Source organism: Winogradskyella damuponensis, assembly GCF_039538385.1.
In the GTDB taxonomy this organism is placed as follows: Bacteria; Bacteroidota; Bacteroidia; order Flavobacteriales; family Flavobacteriaceae; genus Winogradskyella; species Winogradskyella damuponensis.
Genome location: NZ_BAABCB010000030.1, coordinates 132533 through 150803, shown reverse-complemented (window position 1 = coordinate 150803; position 18271 = coordinate 132533). Strand labels below are relative to the sequence as shown.

Here is an 18271-nt window from a genome sequence, read left to right as displayed (position 1 = left end):
GGGTTAAGCTAAATTAAAAAAATAAAGACGTCATCTCAGGTACTTTTGTCCTGTAAATAACAAATAAAAACAATTATTATGAAAGTTTTAGCCATAGATGATCAACAGTTAGTATTGCTTCCGCTTGAGAAACGATTATTAGAATTAGGATACGAAGTAAAGACTGAAACGGATGCATCAAAAGGATTAGAATTATACGATACGTTTCACCCAGATTTAGTTATTGTAGATATCAATATGCCAGGTGTTTCGGGTTTAGATGTCGTAAAACATATCAGAATTGCAAAGCACTCTGATACACCAATTATGATTTTATCTGGAAATACTAAAGATGATACTATTACTGAAGCTTTCGAATTAGGGATTAACGATTATATGAAAAAGCCGTTAAGTCTCAATGAAATCTGTGCTAGAGTAAAACGATTAATAGGTGTACCACAAATAGATAATGCGATTCATTCTAAAAGTAATGTGATGATTCAACAACGTTGTGTTGGAGTTGTTATTCCTTGTTATGACGAAGAAGAGCGATTATTAAGTGATGAGTTTTTAAATTTTGTTGATGAAAACTCAGGATATCATTTGTGTTTTGTCAATGATGGTAGTAAAGATAAAACCCTAGAAGTGCTTCATAATTTACAAAAAGGAAGAGAAGATTTTATAACGGTTTACGATTGTGAAAAGAATGGAGGTAAAGCAGAAGCTGTACGTTTAGGAATGCTTCATATGGCTAAAAAAGAGGATTTAGATTATATAGGATTCTTAGATGCGGATTTATCTACGGACTTAACCGATTTTGATGATTTAGTAAAGACGATTGAAAATTCAGATTTTAAAATTGTGAGTGGTTCTCGTATTTCTAGAATGGGAGCAGATATCACTAAAGAGTCGGCCAGAAAAATAATCAGTTTAACCATCAACTTTATTATTAGAAAGATTTTAGCAATGGATTTTAAAGACACCCAATGTGGTGCTAAAATTTTTAGCAAAGATGTTATTGGTATTGCGTTCACTGAAAAGTTTGTAACACAATGGATTTTTGATGTGGAAATCTTTAAAAGAATGAGTATTCATTTCGGACTTAAAAAGGCAAAAGCAATGCTTTGTGAACAACCTTTAAAACGTTGGATTCATGCAGATGGTTCTAAATTATCGATGAAAGATTCTGTAAAAATTGTTGGGCAATTAGCACAAATAGCTTGGGTGTATCGCTCTAAAAAGGAAAACGTAAAAGCAACAGCATCAAACAACTTAGAGGTAGCCTCTTTATAATCTTTATTAAATGCCTTAATCATGAAAACAGGTATCATTATAATCTTTCATAATAATGAAAAAGAAATGGACACAGCGTATTTTATTGAACAAATTAAGCAGACTTCAAATTTAGAATTGTGTTTAGTTAACAACGATAGTAAGGATAATACCTATGATTTGTTAAAGGATATAAAAGACGAGTGTAATAATGTTTCTATAGTTAATGTTAGAAAGTTTAAGTCAGATATAGCTGCAGTAAAAGCAGGCGCAAGATTTATGTTTAGTGAATTTGATTTAAAACATTTAGGTTATGTTTCTATTAATATGTTAAACATTAAATACCATGGGTTAAATGGTTTAATTGAAGTTATAACTGAAAATCAAGATGCGATTTTAAATTATAAAATCAAGACTCTAAAAAAGAAACAAACCTTGTTTCAAAGCTTGTTTTCATTACTAGATTATTTAAAAAAGCTCACAGAAAACAACAACCACTTTATTAACCTTCAATATGAAAACAATCTTCTAAAGTAAAAACTCATGCAAGCATATCCAATAAAATTTAATCCAATATTAAAAGAAAAAATCTGGGGAGGCGAAAAGCTTTCTAGCATTTTAAATAAAACATCAGATTCTAAAAATCTTGGTGAAAGCTGGGAAATTTCTGGAGTAGAAGATAATATTTCAATGGTTTCTAACGGGCTTTATAAAGGTAAATCCTTAAATGACCTTATTAAATCTTACAAATGTGAGTTCCTAGGAAAGGATAATATTGCTGCTTTTGGTGAAAACTTCCCGCTATTAATTAAGTTTCTAGATGCTAAAACAAACTTATCAGTGCAAGTACATCCAGATGATGAAATGGCAAAAGCAAATCATAACGCTTTTGGTAAAACCGAAATGTGGTACATAATGGATAGCGATGATAATGCAGAGATTGTTTTAGGATTAAAAGAAAATGACTTAGACAAAAATGTATTAGGTGATATTAACGCTTCTAATGTTAATGCGATTTTTAACACAGAAAAAGTAAAACAAGGCGATAGCTATTTTATCCCAGCCGGAAAAATACACGCTATTGGTGCAGGTGTTTTAGCTGCAGAGATTCAGCAAACCAGCGATATAACCTATCGTGTTTATGATTGGGATAGAACAGATACTAGTGGTCGTCAAAGAGATTTACATACAGCAGCTGCCATAAAAGCGACCAAATCGTTTCCTTCTAACGGAAAACGTAATTACCAATTAGAAGCAGATAAAACAAGTAATTTAGTGGATTGTGATTTTTTTACAACAAATATTTTTGAAGTCAAATCAAATCAAAAGAGAGATTATAGCAATTTAGATTCGTTTGTCATATTTATGTGTGTTGAAGGTACTACTAAAGTAAGTATAGGTAATAAAACCGAAATTGTAGCTATGGGTGAAACCATTTTAATACCAGCAAATACTGATGCTGTAACGTTTAATTCAGAAGGATCAAAACTCCTCGAAGTATTTATATAAACGAGTTTGTGCTATAGTTGTAAAAGGCTTTCTGAAAAAAGGAGAAAAAGTCTTAATTAATTTTACATTTGCATAATATTATACAATAATTATTATGTCATTAGAAAGAGAATTAAAACAACGAAGCGGTTCTAAATGTGAACTTAGCGGAAGCGAAGAAAATCTATCTGTATATATCGTTCCAGATATTAAAGAAAACGGATTAAAAACGGCATTGTACGCATCTAAAACCTGTATTGAGCAGATGAATGATGCCGATCTTATTGATCCTAACCATTGGAGATGTCTTAACGACAGTATGTGGAGTGAGCACGATGCCGTAAAAATCATGGCGTGGAGAATGCTTAACAGAATAAAGGCAGATTGGACGCAAGATTTGTTAGCTATGATGTATATGGAAGAAGACATCTTAGAATTAGCAAAAGCTTCTGGAGATGGTGAAGATGAAGAGAATAAATTAATTCATAGAGATGTTAATGGTGTTATCTTAGAACATGGAGACTCTGTAGTTTTAATAAAAGACTTAAAGGTTAAAGGTTCTAGCATGGTAGCTAAACAAGGTACAGCCGTTAGAAATATAAGACTCGATCATGAAAATGAAACCTATATTGAAGGTAGAGTAGATGGACAGCAAATTGTTATTATTACAGAATACGTTAAGAAAACTTAATCCGAATCTTTTTTGTTAAAAAAGTCAAAGCTTAACGGAATTAAACACACCATAAATAAGTACTGCCCAGTTACTAAACCATAAATTGTAATTCCGGCCAGTAGTACCATTAATATTACTTTGTACTTGTATTTCATGTGTTAGTTTTTATTTTTTATAACGTTATATCTTGTAAAAATAGAAATTTTGCGGTGTACTTATATAAAAATATACGGTTTCATAAGTGTGGTTTCTAAACTAGGAAATCTAAAAACGCATTTTGATATGCTTGATTATAACTGATTTATCCTTTATTTTTCCTACATTTTTGTTGTTAAAAAACGTGTAGTTGGTCGAAAAAATAGACAGACCTATTCGAATAATCTAGTCAAATTACCATTTATCGATTATATGGCTAGTGACCTAAGGATATGTTAGATATTGTGGTCATCCCTCTAAATAATAGCACAAGTTTTACTGATTAATAGCTCAAATTAGTATTAACAATTTAACATTATTTATTATGGATTTAGAAATTACAAACTACAATAACCGCTATCAAATAAAAGGAACTTTAAATAAGTTAAGTTTAAAAACTTTTAATGAGCATTTTGCTAACATTTTTGATAAGTTAGACGACGTGTTACTAGATATAGAGCGTGTAAAAGGTATAGATAGAGCTGGAGTTATGGCATTAGCTAAACTGCATAATGAATCTATTACTAAATCTAAACGATTATCTATTATAGGATTAGGATGTAAAGAATTATATCAGCATTTTAAATCTGAAGATCAACCACAACGATCAGAAGAAAATGACACAATGGCTAGTGCTATTGTAGCAGCTTAAGCCTATTTCTATTATACATTTAATAAAGTGTTTCCAATTCATTTATGGTGATAGATAAATGTTTCGGACACACTTTATTTTTTAATGTTCACTTATATTTTTAGCAAGACATATCAGCTACAATTTTCCATTTCCCATTTATCTTTTTGAAGATAATAATGAATACTCCATTTGCATCACCAATTTTACGTTTTAGGTGATACTCACCCATTACCCAATAATTATCTCCTTCAATTTTTGAAATATCATTAATAACAAATTTTAGCGTACCACTTTCTGATTTTGTAGGATAAGCTTTTTTATAATTAGCTAATGTTTGCTCCCATCCTTTGGTCAGTCCATTGCTTCCGTAGAATTTTAGTGAGTCACTTTTCCAATAGCCTTGCATAAAACCTTTCATATCGTGATTATTCCACGCGATTTCTTGGTCGTGCATTACTAAACGTATGCCTGCCTCAGCAAGTTCGTTAGATTTACTTTTGTGCGTTGTTTCTGTGGTAACATCAGCCTTTATACTAATGCAGCTAAAACATGATAAGGCTATGGCAATGGCGGCAAAATATTTCATAAGAATTGGTTGTTATTTATCATCTAAAAATAAGAACAATTTAGAGAACACTATTTAAATTAATTTTCGCGGTTTGTTCAGGGAATAACTAAACACCCCTAAAGTCCCCTCTAGGGGACAATCCACTCAATATAAATTATTAGAAAATTACAATTTAAAAAATTAATGGATAGACGGTTTACGATGAAAGCAAAAATAGTCTAGGTTACAATTGTCCCCTTGAGGGGACTTTAGGGGTGTAACATTATAGTTTACAGGCTAAAAAAGATTGATTAAACCCTAACAAGTTTAAAGGCGTTTTATAAAATACCCTTTTGTTGTTTTAAAAACGCATCTGCTTGATTTTGCATGAGAATTCTTGCCTGCTTTCGCTTATAGTTCATCACCTCTTCTTCATCAGCAATCTCAGTATATACTTTATTGTTAATGTCGTTATCGGTTTTTAAGAGCAGTTTACGTTCAGCAACCTTTTGCATGGTCCACGTTTTAATTGTTGTTTCTTGGTCTTGTAATCTATAATCAAATTCTCCTTTTGGTGCCAATAATTTTGCAATGATTGGTGAGGTCTCAATAGCTAAAAACAAAAGAAAAATAAAAAAGGACGGTAGCCAAGGTAATTCACCCAAAGCGGTAATACGTGCCATAAGACCATCAAAATTATCAATAACAGGTTGTGTCTTTGTAATATTAGTGGTGTAATCTTCTTGAAGCATTGCTATTTGTGTTTCAATCGCTTCTATTTTTGTTTTATTATCGGATTTTAACTGTTGTAATTCGGCCAAACCAGCATCGTGTTTATCTCGTTTTTCTTTATAAACAGGCCCTTTTCCTAAACGTTTAGAGCCAGCGGTGCCTTCGGCTTCCGAAATGTAAGTATTGTATAACCCATTGACTTCTGCTTCTTTTAAATCTATTTGAGCGTTTAAGCCTAAAATCTCATTTTCAAGTTCTGCAATTTTAGGATTAAACTGTTTAGCGATTTGGTTTTGATTGGCTAGGGTTAAATCATTTTTTTGCTCTAAAAGCACTTGATTAATTTCTTTTTCAAAAATCTTTAATTCTAAAGGTTTTGAAATGACTACGGCAATAATAAGTGCTAATAAAATTCGAGGTGTAGCTTGAAGGATTTCGTCTAAAATATTGTCGCGTTTTTTAATAGTTGAAACAATATAACGGTCGAGATTAAAAATGAGTAACCCCCAAATTAATCCAAAAAATAGTGAAGCATAGAGGTTGTCAAAAACGGTAAAGAGTGCATAGCTGGCGGCTATAGTTGCCATAACAGCGGTGAAGAAAACGGTCGCTCCAATACCAGCATATTTGTTCTGTTCGCCAATGGAGCAGTCGTTTAAAATATCGGTGTCAGCGCCAGAGCAAAGGATGAAGAATTGCTTTAACATAAGTGATTGATTTTTTGATTGATTACCTATTAGAACGCTAAAAGTTTCCATTTGTTACAATAAATGGCTAATTTGGGTGAAAATTTGTCATCATATTGCATTTGATAATGATGATTTATTAATAAGATTTAGCGAAATACAGACTTATAACCAATCATAAAAAACGAGAGATGAAAAAACAATTATTCATTAGAAAAAAGCGTCAATTCCGAGCTTTGCTTAAGCAAATTGAGACTTTGAAACAAGAAGGGTCTTGGGGGGATTTAGCTTCTAAAACGCAAACCAATTTATTACATAAATTAAATCGACTTTATAAAGTTTTAAAGTCGCATTTTACATTCTCAGAATGGAGACGATGGGTGTACCCAAGTTTTGCGATGTTAGGTTTTTTATCCATGTCAAATTCACTTTCAGCGCAAACGTTAAATACGTTTGAAGCAGGTGTTGTATTGCAATCAAACGGATCTGATATTTATGCAGGAGCAGCTAATCCTACTTTTGCGGATTTGGATGGTGATACCGATTATGAATTGTATTTAGGTCAGTTTGGTGATGCTGCAATTGTAGTAGAAAACTATGGAGAGTTTGATGTTAATACGATGGAGTTTGGTGCGCCAACAGATTTAATAAATGCTACAAGTTCAGGTTGGTACGATTATAGTTCTCCTGTATTTGCAGATTTTGATGCAGATGGTGATTTAGACCTTTTAGTGGGTGTTTATGGAGGAGGTATAGATTTGTTTCTTAATGACGGAAATAATGCTTTTACATTTGATTCAGCAGTATCAGCAGACGGATCAGCTATTAGTGTTGGAAACGAAGCAAAACCTGCAATTGCAGATTTTGATGGAGATGGTGATTTAGATTTAATTGTTGGTGTACATACAGGTACGCTTTCGTTTTTCGAAAATACAGCAGGAGCAGGTAATGCTATGGTTTTTGCAGCAGGAGTAAACGTTCAAGCTAATGGAGTAGATATTGCTTTTGAACCTAGTGGTCCTGTTCAAGCTTATCCATCACCAGAATTTGGAGATTTAGACGAGGATGGAGATTTAGATTTAATTGTTGGTGAAAATGCAGGATTTGTAACTTTCTTTGAGAATACAGCAGGAGCAGGTAATGCTATGGTGTTTAATACTGGTGTTAAATTACAGGCAGCTGGAGCGGATATTGTTGCAGGTCTTTCTACAGTGGCAGTTGTTGATTTAGATAAAGATGGAGTAGATGATTTGATAGTAGGTCAAGGTACAGGTGCTGTCACTTTTTATAAAGGAGTTAGTTCTAATTTAAGTGTCTCAGACTTTGATAGTCAAGCATTATTACATGTATTTCCTAATCCTGTAAAAGATGTTTTTACTATTGAAACAAGCTTTGAGATTAGTAGTGTAGCGTTATTTGATATTGCTGGTAAACAAATAGACATACAATTAGCTAATACAAATGAAGTTGATATTTCTAATTTGGCTTCAGGTATTTATCACGTTAAAATCTATGATAATAACAACAGAACGACGACAAGAAAAATAATAAAAAATTAATTTTTATTTTCAACTTTTATAAGATGCTACTCTAATTTGGAGTAGCTTCTTTTTTTTGTTTTAATATTTACAAATAATGAATCCAGAACAACCTATCTCACCATTTCAATTAGAACATACACCTCAAGTTCCTGAGCTTTTATATAAGTTACAATGTAGTATTGTCCTTTCTACTTTTCAAGCTGGTAAAATTGTGACATTATCTCCTGTCAATGAAGATAGAATAACACAATTGGCTAGGAATTTTAATAGACCCATGGGAATTACTTTTACAGATAACTATGAAAAATTAGCTATTGCATGTGAAAATGAAGTTATTCAGCTTAAAAACTCAGAAATACTAGCAAAGAACTATCCTAAGAAACCCAATACGTATTCTAATATGTACTTTCCAATGAGTACAAATTATACCGGAAAATTAGATTTACATGATTTGTCGTACGGAATAGACAACGAGCTATATGCGATTAATACCTTATTTTCTTGTATTTCTACTTTTGATAATGATTATAATTTTAAGTCGTATTGGAAACCTGATTTCATTACTGAATTAAAACCTGAAGATAGATGTCATTTAAATGGTATGGCTATGAAGGATGGTAAGCCAAAGTATGTTACGGCATTTAATACTGGAAATACAGCTAAAAGTTGGCAGAAAGATTTAACAAAAACAGGTGTGTTAATAGACGTAGACACTAATGAAATTATTTTATCTGGTTTAGGCATGCCACATACACCAAGATTTATAAACGGAAAACTGTATTTGCTATTATCTGCAACTGGTCAATTGGTAGAAGTTGATATTGAAAATAAATCGTATACAGAGGTTATTAATTTAAAAGGTTTTGTAAGAGGCATGTCTTTTTATAAAGATTATTTATTTATTGGTCTCAGTAAGTTACGTCAAAACTCCTCTAGTTTTGCCCATTTAGATGTCGCGAAGCTTACTAATTATGCAGGAGTTGCTATAGTCCATTTACCAACTAAGAGTTATCAAGGTCTATTAAAATACAAAACATCAGTAGACGAAATCTACGATTTAGAGATTCTGCCAGACTTTTTGCGGCCTAATATTTTAAACAATTTTACAGAAATGCATAAACAAGCTATACTTGCAGAGGATAGCTGTTATTGGGTTGGATAATGTGATTTTTTTTAAGAAGAATTACAGTATAAAGAATTAACGGTGAGAATAAAACAATCCATATACTTAATATCAATACATAGAAAAGCCTCGGTAATCGAGGCTTAACTTATTCTATGTTATGGTTTTTAAACCTTATTAATTTAATCAGTGATAGTAATAACTATAGGTGCTATCTTTGAGTCAGAACTATCTTTGAGCGCAAACAGCACAAGCTGATCATCTTTTTTTGCGCTTTGAAGGTGCTTTAGGGCATCAACATTTAATGTATTACTGTTTATCTTCTGAGTTGGTATACCAGGGATTTTGAACTTAAATTCGGTTACTTTTCCATTTTTAGTACTGAGTATTATATCCTTAATCTCATTTCTTGTCAAAGATAATTTCCCTGATCTAATAGTTTTACCATTAACTATGGGTAAGATGCTTTCTTGTTCTTGAGGTTGAGGATCTTCTACAACTTCGATAATTTCACTACTATCAGTTTTAAAGATAAACGGTTTGTTTTCTTTTGCAGGAGGTGGTGGTGGCGGAGGAGGCAGTCCTTCCGAGTTCTTTTGTTGCTCTTCTGTCATTAGGTTATAAATACCTGTGAAGTATTCATAATGTTCTTTTTTAACCATGAGATGGTTGCCATTTGGGTCTTTTAAACTTTTAACCCAATTATTGTATGCCTCAATTTGGCTGTCACTTACCTTTCCCGTTTTAATAGTTGGTGGTGGAGGCGGAGGTGGAGATTGAGGAAAAGGTTCAGCAATTTTTTTCTGTTCCGTTGTCATAGAATTATAAATACGCTTGTGTTTGTCGACATCTTTTTGTCTAACGATAGGGTAAGTGTTTTTATTAGGGTTTGCTTTTGCCTTTGCGACAGCAGTATTTATTTTCTTAGCCCAAGCATTATATTCGGCTATTTGTTTTGCCGATGGTTTTTGTTGGTCCTTAGTTTTGCTCTCAAGACCTGAAAATGGATATTCAACAGATTTATTTTTCTGCTGTGGAGTCATTCTATTATAGATTTTTGTGAATTTTATCAACGCTTCTTCGTTAATAGGAGGATAAAATGTAGTATTTCCTGAAAGCTTTTTACTGTCATTATGAATTTTTTTAGCCCAAGTATTGTATTCAGCAATATCTTTTGCTGATGGTGTTTGTTGGTCTGAAAAATGGCTTTCAATTGCAAAAGGCGTGTTGCCTTTAGCTCTGTTTATTTCCTGATTTGGTGTAACAATGCGATAAAATCCGTAATCTTGAAGTGAATTGTAGATAAACCATGTTTCCTTATTAGAAATTTCTTTGGTGGATTTTACATGAATATTCATCATATTATTTCGAATTTCTGGCGTAATGTCTTGATGTAATTGATTAAATACATCTACAAATGTGCGTTTCGTTGCTTTAATACCATCAATTAAGTAAGAATCGTCATTTAAAATTTTTAGCTCAATACTTCTAGCGTAGATTTTCTTATTCTCTGCACTAGATAGTTTTACTATATAGTTACCATTAGAATCTTTTTGGGTTGTCATTTCTGTACGCTTACCCTGATGGTTTGTGGCAATAGCTTTTGCTTCTTTAGCAGAAATTTTTTCATCATCTAAATAGAAAGACGCACCTTCTTGTTCCATTTCATTAATGTATTCTAAAAAAGAAGGGTTGTATGTACGTTCAGTATCTCCTATGTTTGGACCTCCTTTAGATGTTTGTTGCGTTGCAGGAGGTGGAGGTGGAGGTGCTATTTGAGATGCATCGGCTTGAATCATTTTAAAGTCATACTTTTTAATTAAAGATTTAACGTCTTTAATAACTTTATAAGAATCTTCAGTGCCTTCATATTTAACATAAACAGCCCTAGACTTATCAAAAGATTTCGATAATTTTTTTAGTTTAGATTCAATATCAGAAATTGATCCTTGTTCGTCATTTATTAATAAATCTCCTTTCCTATTTATTAGAATTACCATTATAGGTTTCTCTTGGATTGAAATGTAAGATTGAGAGTTTTTAGTAGGAGGTGGAGGTGGTGGTAAAGTGGCTTTTTCTTCAGCTGTTAACTCCTTATACTTTTTGTAGTATGTTTTATCTTTAAGTGTAATCTGAACATAAGGTTTAATAGGTGAAATAGGTCGCTTTACGTTTGCTTTATTCTCTTTAGACATTCTAAAGTATATACCTCCTAAATCTGAGAACAAATCTTCCATTTGATTTTTTTCTGATTCAGATTTGTGGATATAATGTGGTTCATCATTTCTTAAAATTTCATATTGGTTGAATTTTTCCAAATAAATTTCAACAATATTGTCTCCAACATACTGATGCTTATAAGCATCTACTTCTTTTAATTCCTCTTTAATAGCATCAGCAATATCTGTTGTTTCTTTTTCAACATATTCCTTTTCAGCAAAACTGTAAAAAAGAATCGCAATAATTGGCAATACTAATAACGTACTTAACCAAACTCTGGTTTTTGATGTTTGTGTTTTCATAACTGTAAATCGTTTTTTGATTGATGAATAATTGATGGCACTCGATAAGTGATGATTTTGAGTGTTTGATGAAAATTGTAATAAGATGTTCTGATAGGTTTTAGCATCAGATCCATGTTTTAAAACGGCTTGATCTGCTAAAAATTCGTGATTGAGTTTTACATGATGTTTCAAAATGTAAATTAAGGGATGAAACCAAAATGCAATTTGAAGTAATTCTAAAATAATAATATCTAAACTATGCAGTTGCCTGGCATGCGTTTCTTCATGAAGCATTACTTCTTTTGGGATGTTATGAGATTCGTATCGATTTTTATTATAAAAGATATATTTAAAGAATGAATGTGGAATTAAATGTTCTTTTAATAGAACATAAACAAAAGAACGTTTGACTATATTCTCATTGGTAGAAATTATTTGCTGCATTTTTACGATATTAATCACAAATCGAATTGAAAATAGCAAAACACCAATACCATAAATAAACCAAAGTGTAGTTTCTAGATTAAAAAAGGACCTGTCTTCAATTGGCATTTCAACAAATGACGGTTCTATTGGGATAAATAGTGGTGCAGTTTCTAAATTGCTAATTACGGGAGCAATGTATTCTGTTACTGTTAATGTTGGAATAATTAAGGCTAGAGCAAATGTTCCTAAAAGATAAAAACGTTTAAAATGATGCATGTTTTGCTGCTCTAAAATAAGAACATATACTAGCCAGAATACTAACAAACAAGCCGAAAATTTTAGTACAAAGATTTCCATGATTACTTATTTTTAATTTCTTTATCTATGATAGCCTTTAAAGCTTCTAGCTCTTCTTTTGTTAGATCCGTTTTACGCGTAAAAAAAGAGGCAAATTGCGAAGCGCTATCATTAAAAAAGGTTTTAATAAGCCCATTAACATGTTTAGAAAAATAATCTTCTTTTTTAACTAGTGGATAATACTCTCTAGATTTACCATAGGTTTTATAATTTACAAAGCCTTTGCCAATCATGCGTTTAAGTAGTGTTGCAACAGTTGTTGTTGCTGGTTTTGGTTCAGGATAGCTATCTAACAAATCTTTCATAAACGCTTTTTCCAGCTTCCATAAATATTGCATTAGTTGTTCTTCGGTTTTTGAAAGTTGCATGCTCTACGTTTTTAGAATTAACTCTACAAATGTAGAGTTAAAAAATGAATTATCAAAATTTTCAATTCTTAAGGGTTCTAATTGGCTATATTTGCTAAGTATGAAAACCCAAGTTTCAATGAATTTTAGAGTTATTTTCCCCTTATTAGTAGCATTTCTTTTTTTTAATGTTTCATTTTCACAATCTATTCAAAACATTATAAATGAAGTGAGTAATGCTAATTTACAATTAACGGTTAATGAGCTTACTGGCGAACAACCTGCAGTAATTAACGGAACATCACAAACAATTATAAGTCGTGTACAAAGTTCTAATGATTTGGCTGCAAATTATATTGAAGAACGACTTGCAGCTTTTCCAAATCTTACGGTTGAGCTTCAAAATTTTAATACAACAGGAAAAAATATTATTGCAACACAGCTAGGTAAAACCAATCCAGAAAATATTTATATCGTATGTGCGCATTATGATTCTGTTGCGGCATATTGTGCAGATGATAATGCTACAGGTGTTGCAGCTGTTATAGAAATTGCAAGAATATTATCACAGCAATGTACAGATAATACTATTGTTTATGCCCTTTGGGATGAAGAAGAAATAGGTTTACGAGGTGCTAATTATTACGCAACGCAGGCAGCAGATGAAACTAACGGAAACACTAGAGATAATATTTTGGGTGTGATAAATATGGATATGATTGGTTATGATGGTGATGCACCAGGAACCACAGGTGATAATGATTTTGATATTGATGTGCGTAATATTTCAAATTCTCTGGAGATAAAAGATGATTTATTAACCATTTTAAATACGTATACACTAGACTTAAATGCTATAGTTGTTAATCCAGGAACAACTGCAAGTGACCATTCTAGATTTTGGAATCAAGGCTATCCTGCTGTTTTAGTAGGTGAGTCATGGGAAACGGATGATGTAACCCCTAATTATCATTCTTCTAATGATAGAGCAGAGGATATCGACTTTCAGTATATGACAGAATTGACCAAACTAGTCACAGCTTATATGGCAACAAAATCTGGATTGCTAGCATTGAATAATACAGTTACAAAAGTAGGCACCAATTTAATTGCAAACGAAACTTCTGCGACATATCAATGGTATAATTGCGATACTGAAACTGAGATTTTAGGTGCAACTAATCAATTATTTTCTCCAACAGCTAATGGTAATTATGCGGTGGAAATTTCTACTGGACTTTGTACAGAAATAAGCAATTGCATTACTTATAATGCCTTATCTACTGAAGAATTTACAGAAGAAGACCTCTCATTTTATCCAAATCCTGTAACTTCAGTTTTAAATATTGACAATCTAAAACAAAAAGAACTCATCATTACAGTGAATGATGTTTCGGGTAAAATGATTTACAAAAATACCTTTAGACAAGGAAGCTTTGAAATTGACTTTAAAAATAAACCTTCTGGTGTTTATTTTATTAATGTTGTTTCTAAAACAAAGGCTTCAACCTTTAAAATTGTAAAAGATTAATTAGCTTTTTAATTCTGTAAAATATTTATAAAACCAAGGAATAGTTTCAATACCTTTAAGGTAGTTCCACACCCCAAAATGTTCATTAGGTGAATGAATAGCATCGCTATCTAAGCCAAAGCCCATTAAAATAGTTTTACTTTTTAGCTCTTGTTCAAAAAGAGATACAATAGGAATACTACCACCACTTCTTTGAGGAATTGGTGTTTTACCAAAAGTTTGCTCATAAGCTTTAGAAGCCGCTTTATAACCCACACTATCAATTGGAGTAACATACCCTTGTCCACCATGATGAGGTGTAACTTTTACTTTGACACCATTAGGCGCAATGCTTTCAAAGTGCGATTTAAATAATTGTGTTATGTCTTCCCAATCTTGATTTGGTACTAAGCGCATAGAAATTTTTGCATAGGCTTTACTTGCAATAACTGTTTTAGCACCTTCACCAGTATAGCCACCCCAAATACCGTTGACATCTAATGTAGGTCTAATTGAATTACGCTCGTTGGTAGAATAGCCTGCTTCTCCATAAACGGCATCTATATCTAATGATTTTTTATACGCATCTAATGAGAATGGAGCTTTTGCCATTTCTGCACGTTCTGCATCTGAAAGATTTTCAACCTTATCATAAAAACCAGGAATTGTAATATGGTTGTTCTCATCGTGAAGCGATGCAATCATTTTTGTTAATACGTTAATTGGATTTGCTACTGCTCCTCCATAAAGGCCAGAATGTAAATCTCTATTAGGTCCTGTAACTTCAACTTCAACATAACTTAAACCTCTTAAGCCTGTAGTAATAGAAGGAACATCTTTTGCAATCATCCCTGTATCTGAGATAAGAATAACATCATTAGCGAGTTTTTCTCTGTTAGATGCCACAAATTTTGCCAAGTTAACACTACCAACTTCTTCTTCACCTTCTATCATAAATTTTACATTACAAGGTAACTCATTATTAGATGTCATGTATTCCATGGCTTTCACATGCATATACATCTGGCCTTTATCATCACAAGCACCTCTTGCGAAAATAGCTCCTTCAGGATGTAGTTCTGTTTTTTGAATCACAGGTTCAAAAGGAGGTGAGTTCCATAAATCTAAAGGATCTGGTGGTTGTACATCATAATGACCATAAACTAAAATAGTTGGTAAATTTTTATCTATTATTTTTTCACCATATACAATTGGATATCCTTCGGTTTCGCATATTTCAACATGGTCGCATCCTGCTTTTTCAAGACTAGTCTTAATAGTATCAGCAGTTTTTAAAACATCAGATTTGTAAGCTGAGTCAGCACTGATAGATGGGATTTTTAAGAGTTCAATAAGTTCGTCTAAAAATCGTTGTTTATGTTCTGTTATATAAGAATTAATACTTTGCATATGTATTTTGGTTTGTATCAAAAGTAAGAATTATAAGAGTAATAAATTAATGAGATAGGAATTTTAAGTTTTTATTTAGAAAAAAATTTAAAATAAATTAAGACTTAAAACCACTAGAAATGCGGTTATTCTAAGAATATGAGAAATATTATTTATTGATTTGTAATTCTTGAAAATTTACTATTTGTATATTCAAACTATTGTTTATATTTGCAACCCAATATTTATTGGATAGTTGCAGGCGTGGTGGAATTGGTAGACACGCTAGACTTAGGATCTAGTGCCGCGAGGTGTGAGAGTTCGAGTCTCTCCGCCTGTACAAAGAAGAAAAGACTCTAATGTTTCATTAGGGTCTTTTTTATTTTAACCAACTTCAATTTTTGTTGAAAATCAACGTATTGCCATTATTTTGTATGGCATTTAATTTCCCAATCTAGACTATAGGTTTTTTTAGGTTCTAAAATTTGTAAACCTATCTTATTATTAAAACTATCTGATACTCCTGTCATGGGTTCAATAGCTATTGTATTAGCTCTTGAAGGTGTGAATAATTGTAAAAAAGTTTCGCTTGACGATGTATATATTTCCATATCGTAACTTGGCGTTGTAAATTTTACCGTATTAGTATTTAAAATAAAACAGTCGTCTAAGGTTTTGTTTTTAACTTTAAATGGTTCTTCGTTTTTAAAGTCTTTGACTCTTGTTGTAATTAATTTGTCATCTAAAATCAATTTTTTATTACTATCAAACTCTAAACTGCTTTCATATAAATTTTTACTTATAAAATAAGGATGCCAACCCAAAGTGAAAGGAAATGCTTCTGAGTCCGTATTCTCTAATAAAACATTCAGTTTTAATCCATCTTTATTTAGAATGTAATTTAACCGAATGGTATACGTAAAGGGGAACCCTTTAGGTCTGTTTAATTCTTCATACTCAAGTTGTATTGAAGCTTCATTTTTTGATGTGTTTTTGTTTGAAATTTTAAATGTTTTATTGTAAACCAATCCATGTATCGCATTATTTTCTTCTTCCTGATTAATTTCTAATTGATAGTCTTGATTATTATAAGTGTAAAACCCATCTTTAATTCTATTTGCAAAAGGGAATAGTATAGACGACGCATACATATCGCTATATTGTAAAGGGGATAGGTCTTCTATTATTACAGTATTATTTATACATAATTCTTGTAAACTTGCTCCATCATTTAAGGCTATTTTGGCGTAAGAGGAGGTGTTACTATTTGTTAACTTAATATGGTTTGACTGGCTGTCTTTTATGTGTTCTATTTTGTACATTTTGTAGTGTGATTGTAGATTGTTTATCTATTTCCCCTTCAAAAGGTCCATACATTTCCTAATTGTTAAAAATGATTACCGTTTCTTATTTAGAATTGTCAAAGTTTAAAAATTTCAGATTAGGGTTGTTATTAAATGTCTAGTTTTTTACATATGAAAACTTCTCTTGTTTTGGTGTTAGAAATAAATGCCAATAGCTGATTTAAATATAAACGAGAAGTGAACTTGGATTATACTTAGTCATTTAATGAAGCATTATAAAATTTCATACCAAGAGTAGCTTGGTTATTGTTGTCAAATAATGTTGCATTATCCCAATGCGATCCTTGTGCCCATAAGGTAGAACAATCTGTAGAAACCCAAGCAGGTTCCCAATAGACTAAACCCTGTCCGCCAGCATTTTTAATAACTAATTTTAATTGATTAAGATAATCTAGTTGACCTTGTTGAGAAGCAGGATAACCATTAATAAGGGCATCAGGTCCTAAAATATTATTGGCATTATCTACATTATTTAAAGTAAAAGGATATGCTGTTTCTACAATCATTAATTTTTTGTTGTACGTGTTTTTTAGAGTTGTAAGTGGTGTTTGCACATCATCTAAGCTGTAATCAGACCAAATAGGGTAATATGAAAGTCCAATCCAATCAAAATCTACAATACCATTAGCAGTGGCTTGCTCAAACCACCAAAGTCCGTTTTCTGGTTGTGCAATATGAAGCATTATTTCAATGGTTTCATTTTTATCATTTGCCATTGTTCTTATAGCTTCAATGCCTTTATTAATTAAATGTGAATTTCGATTCCAATCTATAGGCCAAACTAAATCACCATCCTGAAGAATCATAGAATTAATCTCGTTACCAACTTGTACTATATTAGGTAATAGGTTTTCATTAGATAATTCTACTAAGGTGTTATAAGTGTAATTATATAGTAAATTTCCTAGAGCTTCAGTATCGTTTATAGAATTAATCCAAGCTGCAGGTATTTGTTGCTGAGTCGGGTCTGTCCAAGTATCTGAGTAATGAAAATCTAAAAGCACCTTCATGTTGTGACTTTTAGCGCGCATAATGGACTGTTTTACATCTTGTAGATTAGAATAGTTGGTCCACGTAGGATTATGCCATAATCGTAAACGTATCAGATTTGCTCCTTCATTTTTAAAAATTGTATACGGATCTTTTTCAATCCCGTTACTGTTTTTATAAATGGCGCCACAGTCTTCCATTTCATTCACATAAGATAAGTCTGCGCCATAATAAAATGCAATAGGAGTGTCTAGTATATCATCCGAAGAATCCATAGTAGAATTGCTATTGTTACATGAAAGATTAAAAAGAATAGCGATGATAAAAAGAAACCAATAATTTTTTTTTAATGCTGAATTTAAAACTATCATGAAATTGATTTTTTATAAACCGTAGGCTAATTTATGGATTATGATAATTACACCCTAGAAGTAGCTATTAGTTTTTACTTTAAAACATACCACAAAAAAAGAGTTTCTCGCTAGAGAAACTCTTTTATGCTCAAAAAAGACTC

At 31.8% G+C, this 18271-nt stretch carries 16 protein-coding genes and 1 tRNA gene; 9 read left to right on the top strand and 8 right to left on the bottom strand.

Going from position 1 to position 18271, the window contains the following annotated elements:
• Positions 1-78 precede the first annotated feature (78 nt).
• The 4 genes from ABD730_RS15835 to ABD730_RS15820 all read left to right on the top strand — a co-directional run bounded on the left by ABD730_RS15835 (position 79) and on the right by ABD730_RS15820 (position 3430).
• Positions 79-1272, top strand: coding sequence for a response regulator (locus ABD730_RS15835; RefSeq protein WP_344715906.1), 1194 nt, complete (start codon positions 79-81; stop codon positions 1270-1272).
• A 21-nt stretch (positions 1273-1293) separates the two neighbouring features.
• Positions 1294-1788, top strand: a complete 495-nt coding sequence (locus tag ABD730_RS15830; protein ID WP_344715905.1) for a glycosyltransferase — start codon at positions 1294-1296, stop codon at positions 1786-1788.
• A gap of 6 nt (positions 1789-1794) precedes the next feature.
• Positions 1795-2760 carry a type I phosphomannose isomerase catalytic subunit gene (locus ABD730_RS15825; protein ID WP_344715903.1) on the top strand — a complete coding sequence of 322 codons (966 nt, stop codon included), beginning with the start codon at positions 1795-1797 and terminating at the stop codon, positions 2758-2760.
• Positions 2761-2854: 94 nt separating this feature from the next.
• Positions 2855-3430 (top strand): PhnA domain-containing protein, encoded by a 576-nt coding sequence (locus ABD730_RS15820; protein ID WP_344715902.1) that lies wholly within the window; start codon positions 2855-2857, stop codon positions 3428-3430.
• Here the strand turns inward: ABD730_RS15820 and ABD730_RS15815 are convergent.
• A complete protein-coding gene (locus ABD730_RS15815) occupies positions 3427-3567 on the bottom strand; it encodes a hypothetical protein (RefSeq protein WP_215927032.1) in 141 nt (46 codons plus the stop codon). The two genes, ABD730_RS15820 and ABD730_RS15815, sit on opposite strands and share 4 nt — an antisense overlap.
• 365 nt (positions 3568-3932) lie before the next feature.
• On the opposite strand from ABD730_RS15815, the gene ABD730_RS15810 reads away from it, so the two are divergent.
• Positions 3933-4259 (top strand): hypothetical protein, encoded by a 327-nt coding sequence (locus ABD730_RS15810; RefSeq protein WP_215927034.1) that lies wholly within the window; start codon positions 3933-3935, stop codon positions 4257-4259.
• 100 nt (positions 4260-4359) lie between these two features.
• Here the strand turns inward: ABD730_RS15810 and ABD730_RS15805 are convergent, their stop codons facing one another.
• The gene (locus ABD730_RS15805; RefSeq protein WP_334465454.1) at positions 4360-4827 is read right to left on the bottom strand and encodes a YybH family protein; all 468 of its coding nucleotides are present in this window, start codon (positions 4825-4827) and stop codon (positions 4360-4362) included.
• A gap of 299 nt (positions 4828-5126) precedes the next feature.
• Positions 5127-6227, bottom strand: a complete 1101-nt coding sequence (locus ABD730_RS15800; RefSeq protein WP_344715901.1) for a DUF4407 domain-containing protein — start codon at positions 6225-6227, stop codon at positions 5127-5129.
• Between the two features lie 170 nt (positions 6228-6397).
• Here ABD730_RS15800 and ABD730_RS15795 point away from each other — a divergent pair, with 170 nt between their 5' ends.
• Positions 6398-7765, top strand: coding sequence for a T9SS type A sorting domain-containing protein (locus tag ABD730_RS15795; protein WP_344715900.1), 1368 nt, complete (start codon positions 6398-6400; stop codon positions 7763-7765).
• 76 nt (positions 7766-7841) lie between these two features.
• Positions 7842-8909 carry a TIGR03032 family protein gene (locus ABD730_RS15790; RefSeq protein WP_344715899.1) on the top strand — a complete coding sequence of 356 codons (1068 nt, stop codon included), beginning with the start codon at positions 7842-7844 and terminating at the stop codon, positions 8907-8909.
• A gap of 143 nt (positions 8910-9052) precedes the next feature.
• On the opposite strand, the gene ABD730_RS15785 is transcribed toward ABD730_RS15790, so the two are convergent.
• The gene (locus tag ABD730_RS15785; RefSeq protein ID WP_344715898.1) at positions 9053-12157 is read right to left on the bottom strand and encodes a M56 family metallopeptidase; all 3105 of its coding nucleotides are present in this window, start codon (positions 12155-12157) and stop codon (positions 9053-9055) included.
• Positions 12158-12159: 2 nt separating this feature from the next.
• Entirely contained in the window at positions 12160-12525 is a 366-nt protein-coding gene (locus ABD730_RS15780) for a BlaI/MecI/CopY family transcriptional regulator (RefSeq protein WP_215927046.1), read from the bottom strand.
• Between the two features lie 100 nt (positions 12526-12625).
• Here ABD730_RS15780 and ABD730_RS15775 point away from each other — a divergent pair, with 100 nt between their 5' ends.
• Positions 12626-14035 (top strand): M28 family peptidase, encoded by a 1410-nt coding sequence (locus ABD730_RS15775; RefSeq protein WP_344715896.1) that lies wholly within the window; start codon positions 12626-12628, stop codon positions 14033-14035.
• Here the strand turns inward: ABD730_RS15775 and ABD730_RS15770 are convergent, their stop codons facing one another.
• Complete coding sequence (locus ABD730_RS15770) at positions 14036-15424, bottom strand: dipeptidase (protein ID WP_334465439.1); 1389 nt, start codon at positions 15422-15424, stop codon at positions 14036-14038.
• 237 nt (positions 15425-15661) lie between these two features.
• Between ABD730_RS15770 and ABD730_RS15765 the strand changes: the two genes are divergently transcribed.
• A tRNA-Leu gene (locus ABD730_RS15765) sits at positions 15662-15743 on the top strand.
• An 85-nt stretch (positions 15744-15828) separates the two neighbouring features.
• Here the strand turns inward: ABD730_RS15765 and ABD730_RS15760 are convergent.
• The gene (locus ABD730_RS15760; RefSeq protein WP_344715894.1) at positions 15829-16725 is read right to left on the bottom strand and encodes an aldose 1-epimerase; all 897 of its coding nucleotides are present in this window, start codon (positions 16723-16725) and stop codon (positions 15829-15831) included.
• Positions 16726-16961: 236 nt separating this feature from the next.
• Entirely contained in the window at positions 16962-18128 is a 1167-nt protein-coding gene (locus ABD730_RS15755; RefSeq protein ID WP_344715892.1) for a glycoside hydrolase family 53 protein, read from the bottom strand.
• Positions 18129-18271 lie beyond the last annotated feature (143 nt).

Coding starts and splice junctions, on each gene's coding strand:
- ABD730_RS15825 (WP_344715903.1), top strand. CDS start 1,795: ATGCAAGCATATCCAATAAAATTTAATCCAATATTAAAAGAAAAAATC.
- ABD730_RS15810 (WP_215927034.1), top strand. CDS start 3,933: ATGGATTTAGAAATTACAAACTACAATAACCGCTATCAAATAAAAGGA.
- ABD730_RS15830 (WP_344715905.1), top strand. CDS start 1,294: ATGAAAACAGGTATCATTATAATCTTTCATAATAATGAAAAAGAAATG.
- ABD730_RS15795 (WP_344715900.1), top strand. CDS start 6,398: ATGAAAAAACAATTATTCATTAGAAAAAAGCGTCAATTCCGAGCTTTG.
- ABD730_RS15800 (WP_344715901.1), bottom strand. CDS start 6,227: ATGTTAAAGCAATTCTTCATCCTTTGCTCTGGCGCTGACACCGATATT.
- ABD730_RS15820 (WP_344715902.1), top strand. CDS start 2,855: ATGTCATTAGAAAGAGAATTAAAACAACGAAGCGGTTCTAAATGTGAA.
- ABD730_RS15835 (WP_344715906.1), top strand. CDS start 79: ATGAAAGTTTTAGCCATAGATGATCAACAGTTAGTATTGCTTCCGCTT.
- ABD730_RS15755 (WP_344715892.1), bottom strand. CDS start 18,128: ATGATAGTTTTAAATTCAGCATTAAAAAAAAATTATTGGTTTCTTTTT.
- ABD730_RS15775 (WP_344715896.1), top strand. CDS start 12,626: ATGAAAACCCAAGTTTCAATGAATTTTAGAGTTATTTTCCCCTTATTA.
- ABD730_RS15785 (WP_344715898.1), bottom strand. CDS start 12,157: ATGGAAATCTTTGTACTAAAATTTTCGGCTTGTTTGTTAGTATTCTGG.
- ABD730_RS15805 (WP_334465454.1), bottom strand. CDS start 4,827: ATGAAATATTTTGCCGCCATTGCCATAGCCTTATCATGTTTTAGCTGC.
- ABD730_RS15770 (WP_334465439.1), bottom strand. CDS start 15,424: ATGCAAAGTATTAATTCTTATATAACAGAACATAAACAACGATTTTTA.
- ABD730_RS15780 (WP_215927046.1), bottom strand. CDS start 12,525: ATGCAACTTTCAAAAACCGAAGAACAACTAATGCAATATTTATGGAAG.
- ABD730_RS15815 (WP_215927032.1), bottom strand. CDS start 3,567: ATGAAATACAAGTACAAAGTAATATTAATGGTACTACTGGCCGGAATT.
- ABD730_RS15760 (WP_344715894.1), bottom strand. CDS start 16,725: ATGTACAAAATAGAACACATAAAAGACAGCCAGTCAAACCATATTAAG.
- ABD730_RS15790 (WP_344715899.1), top strand. CDS start 7,842: ATGAATCCAGAACAACCTATCTCACCATTTCAATTAGAACATACACCT.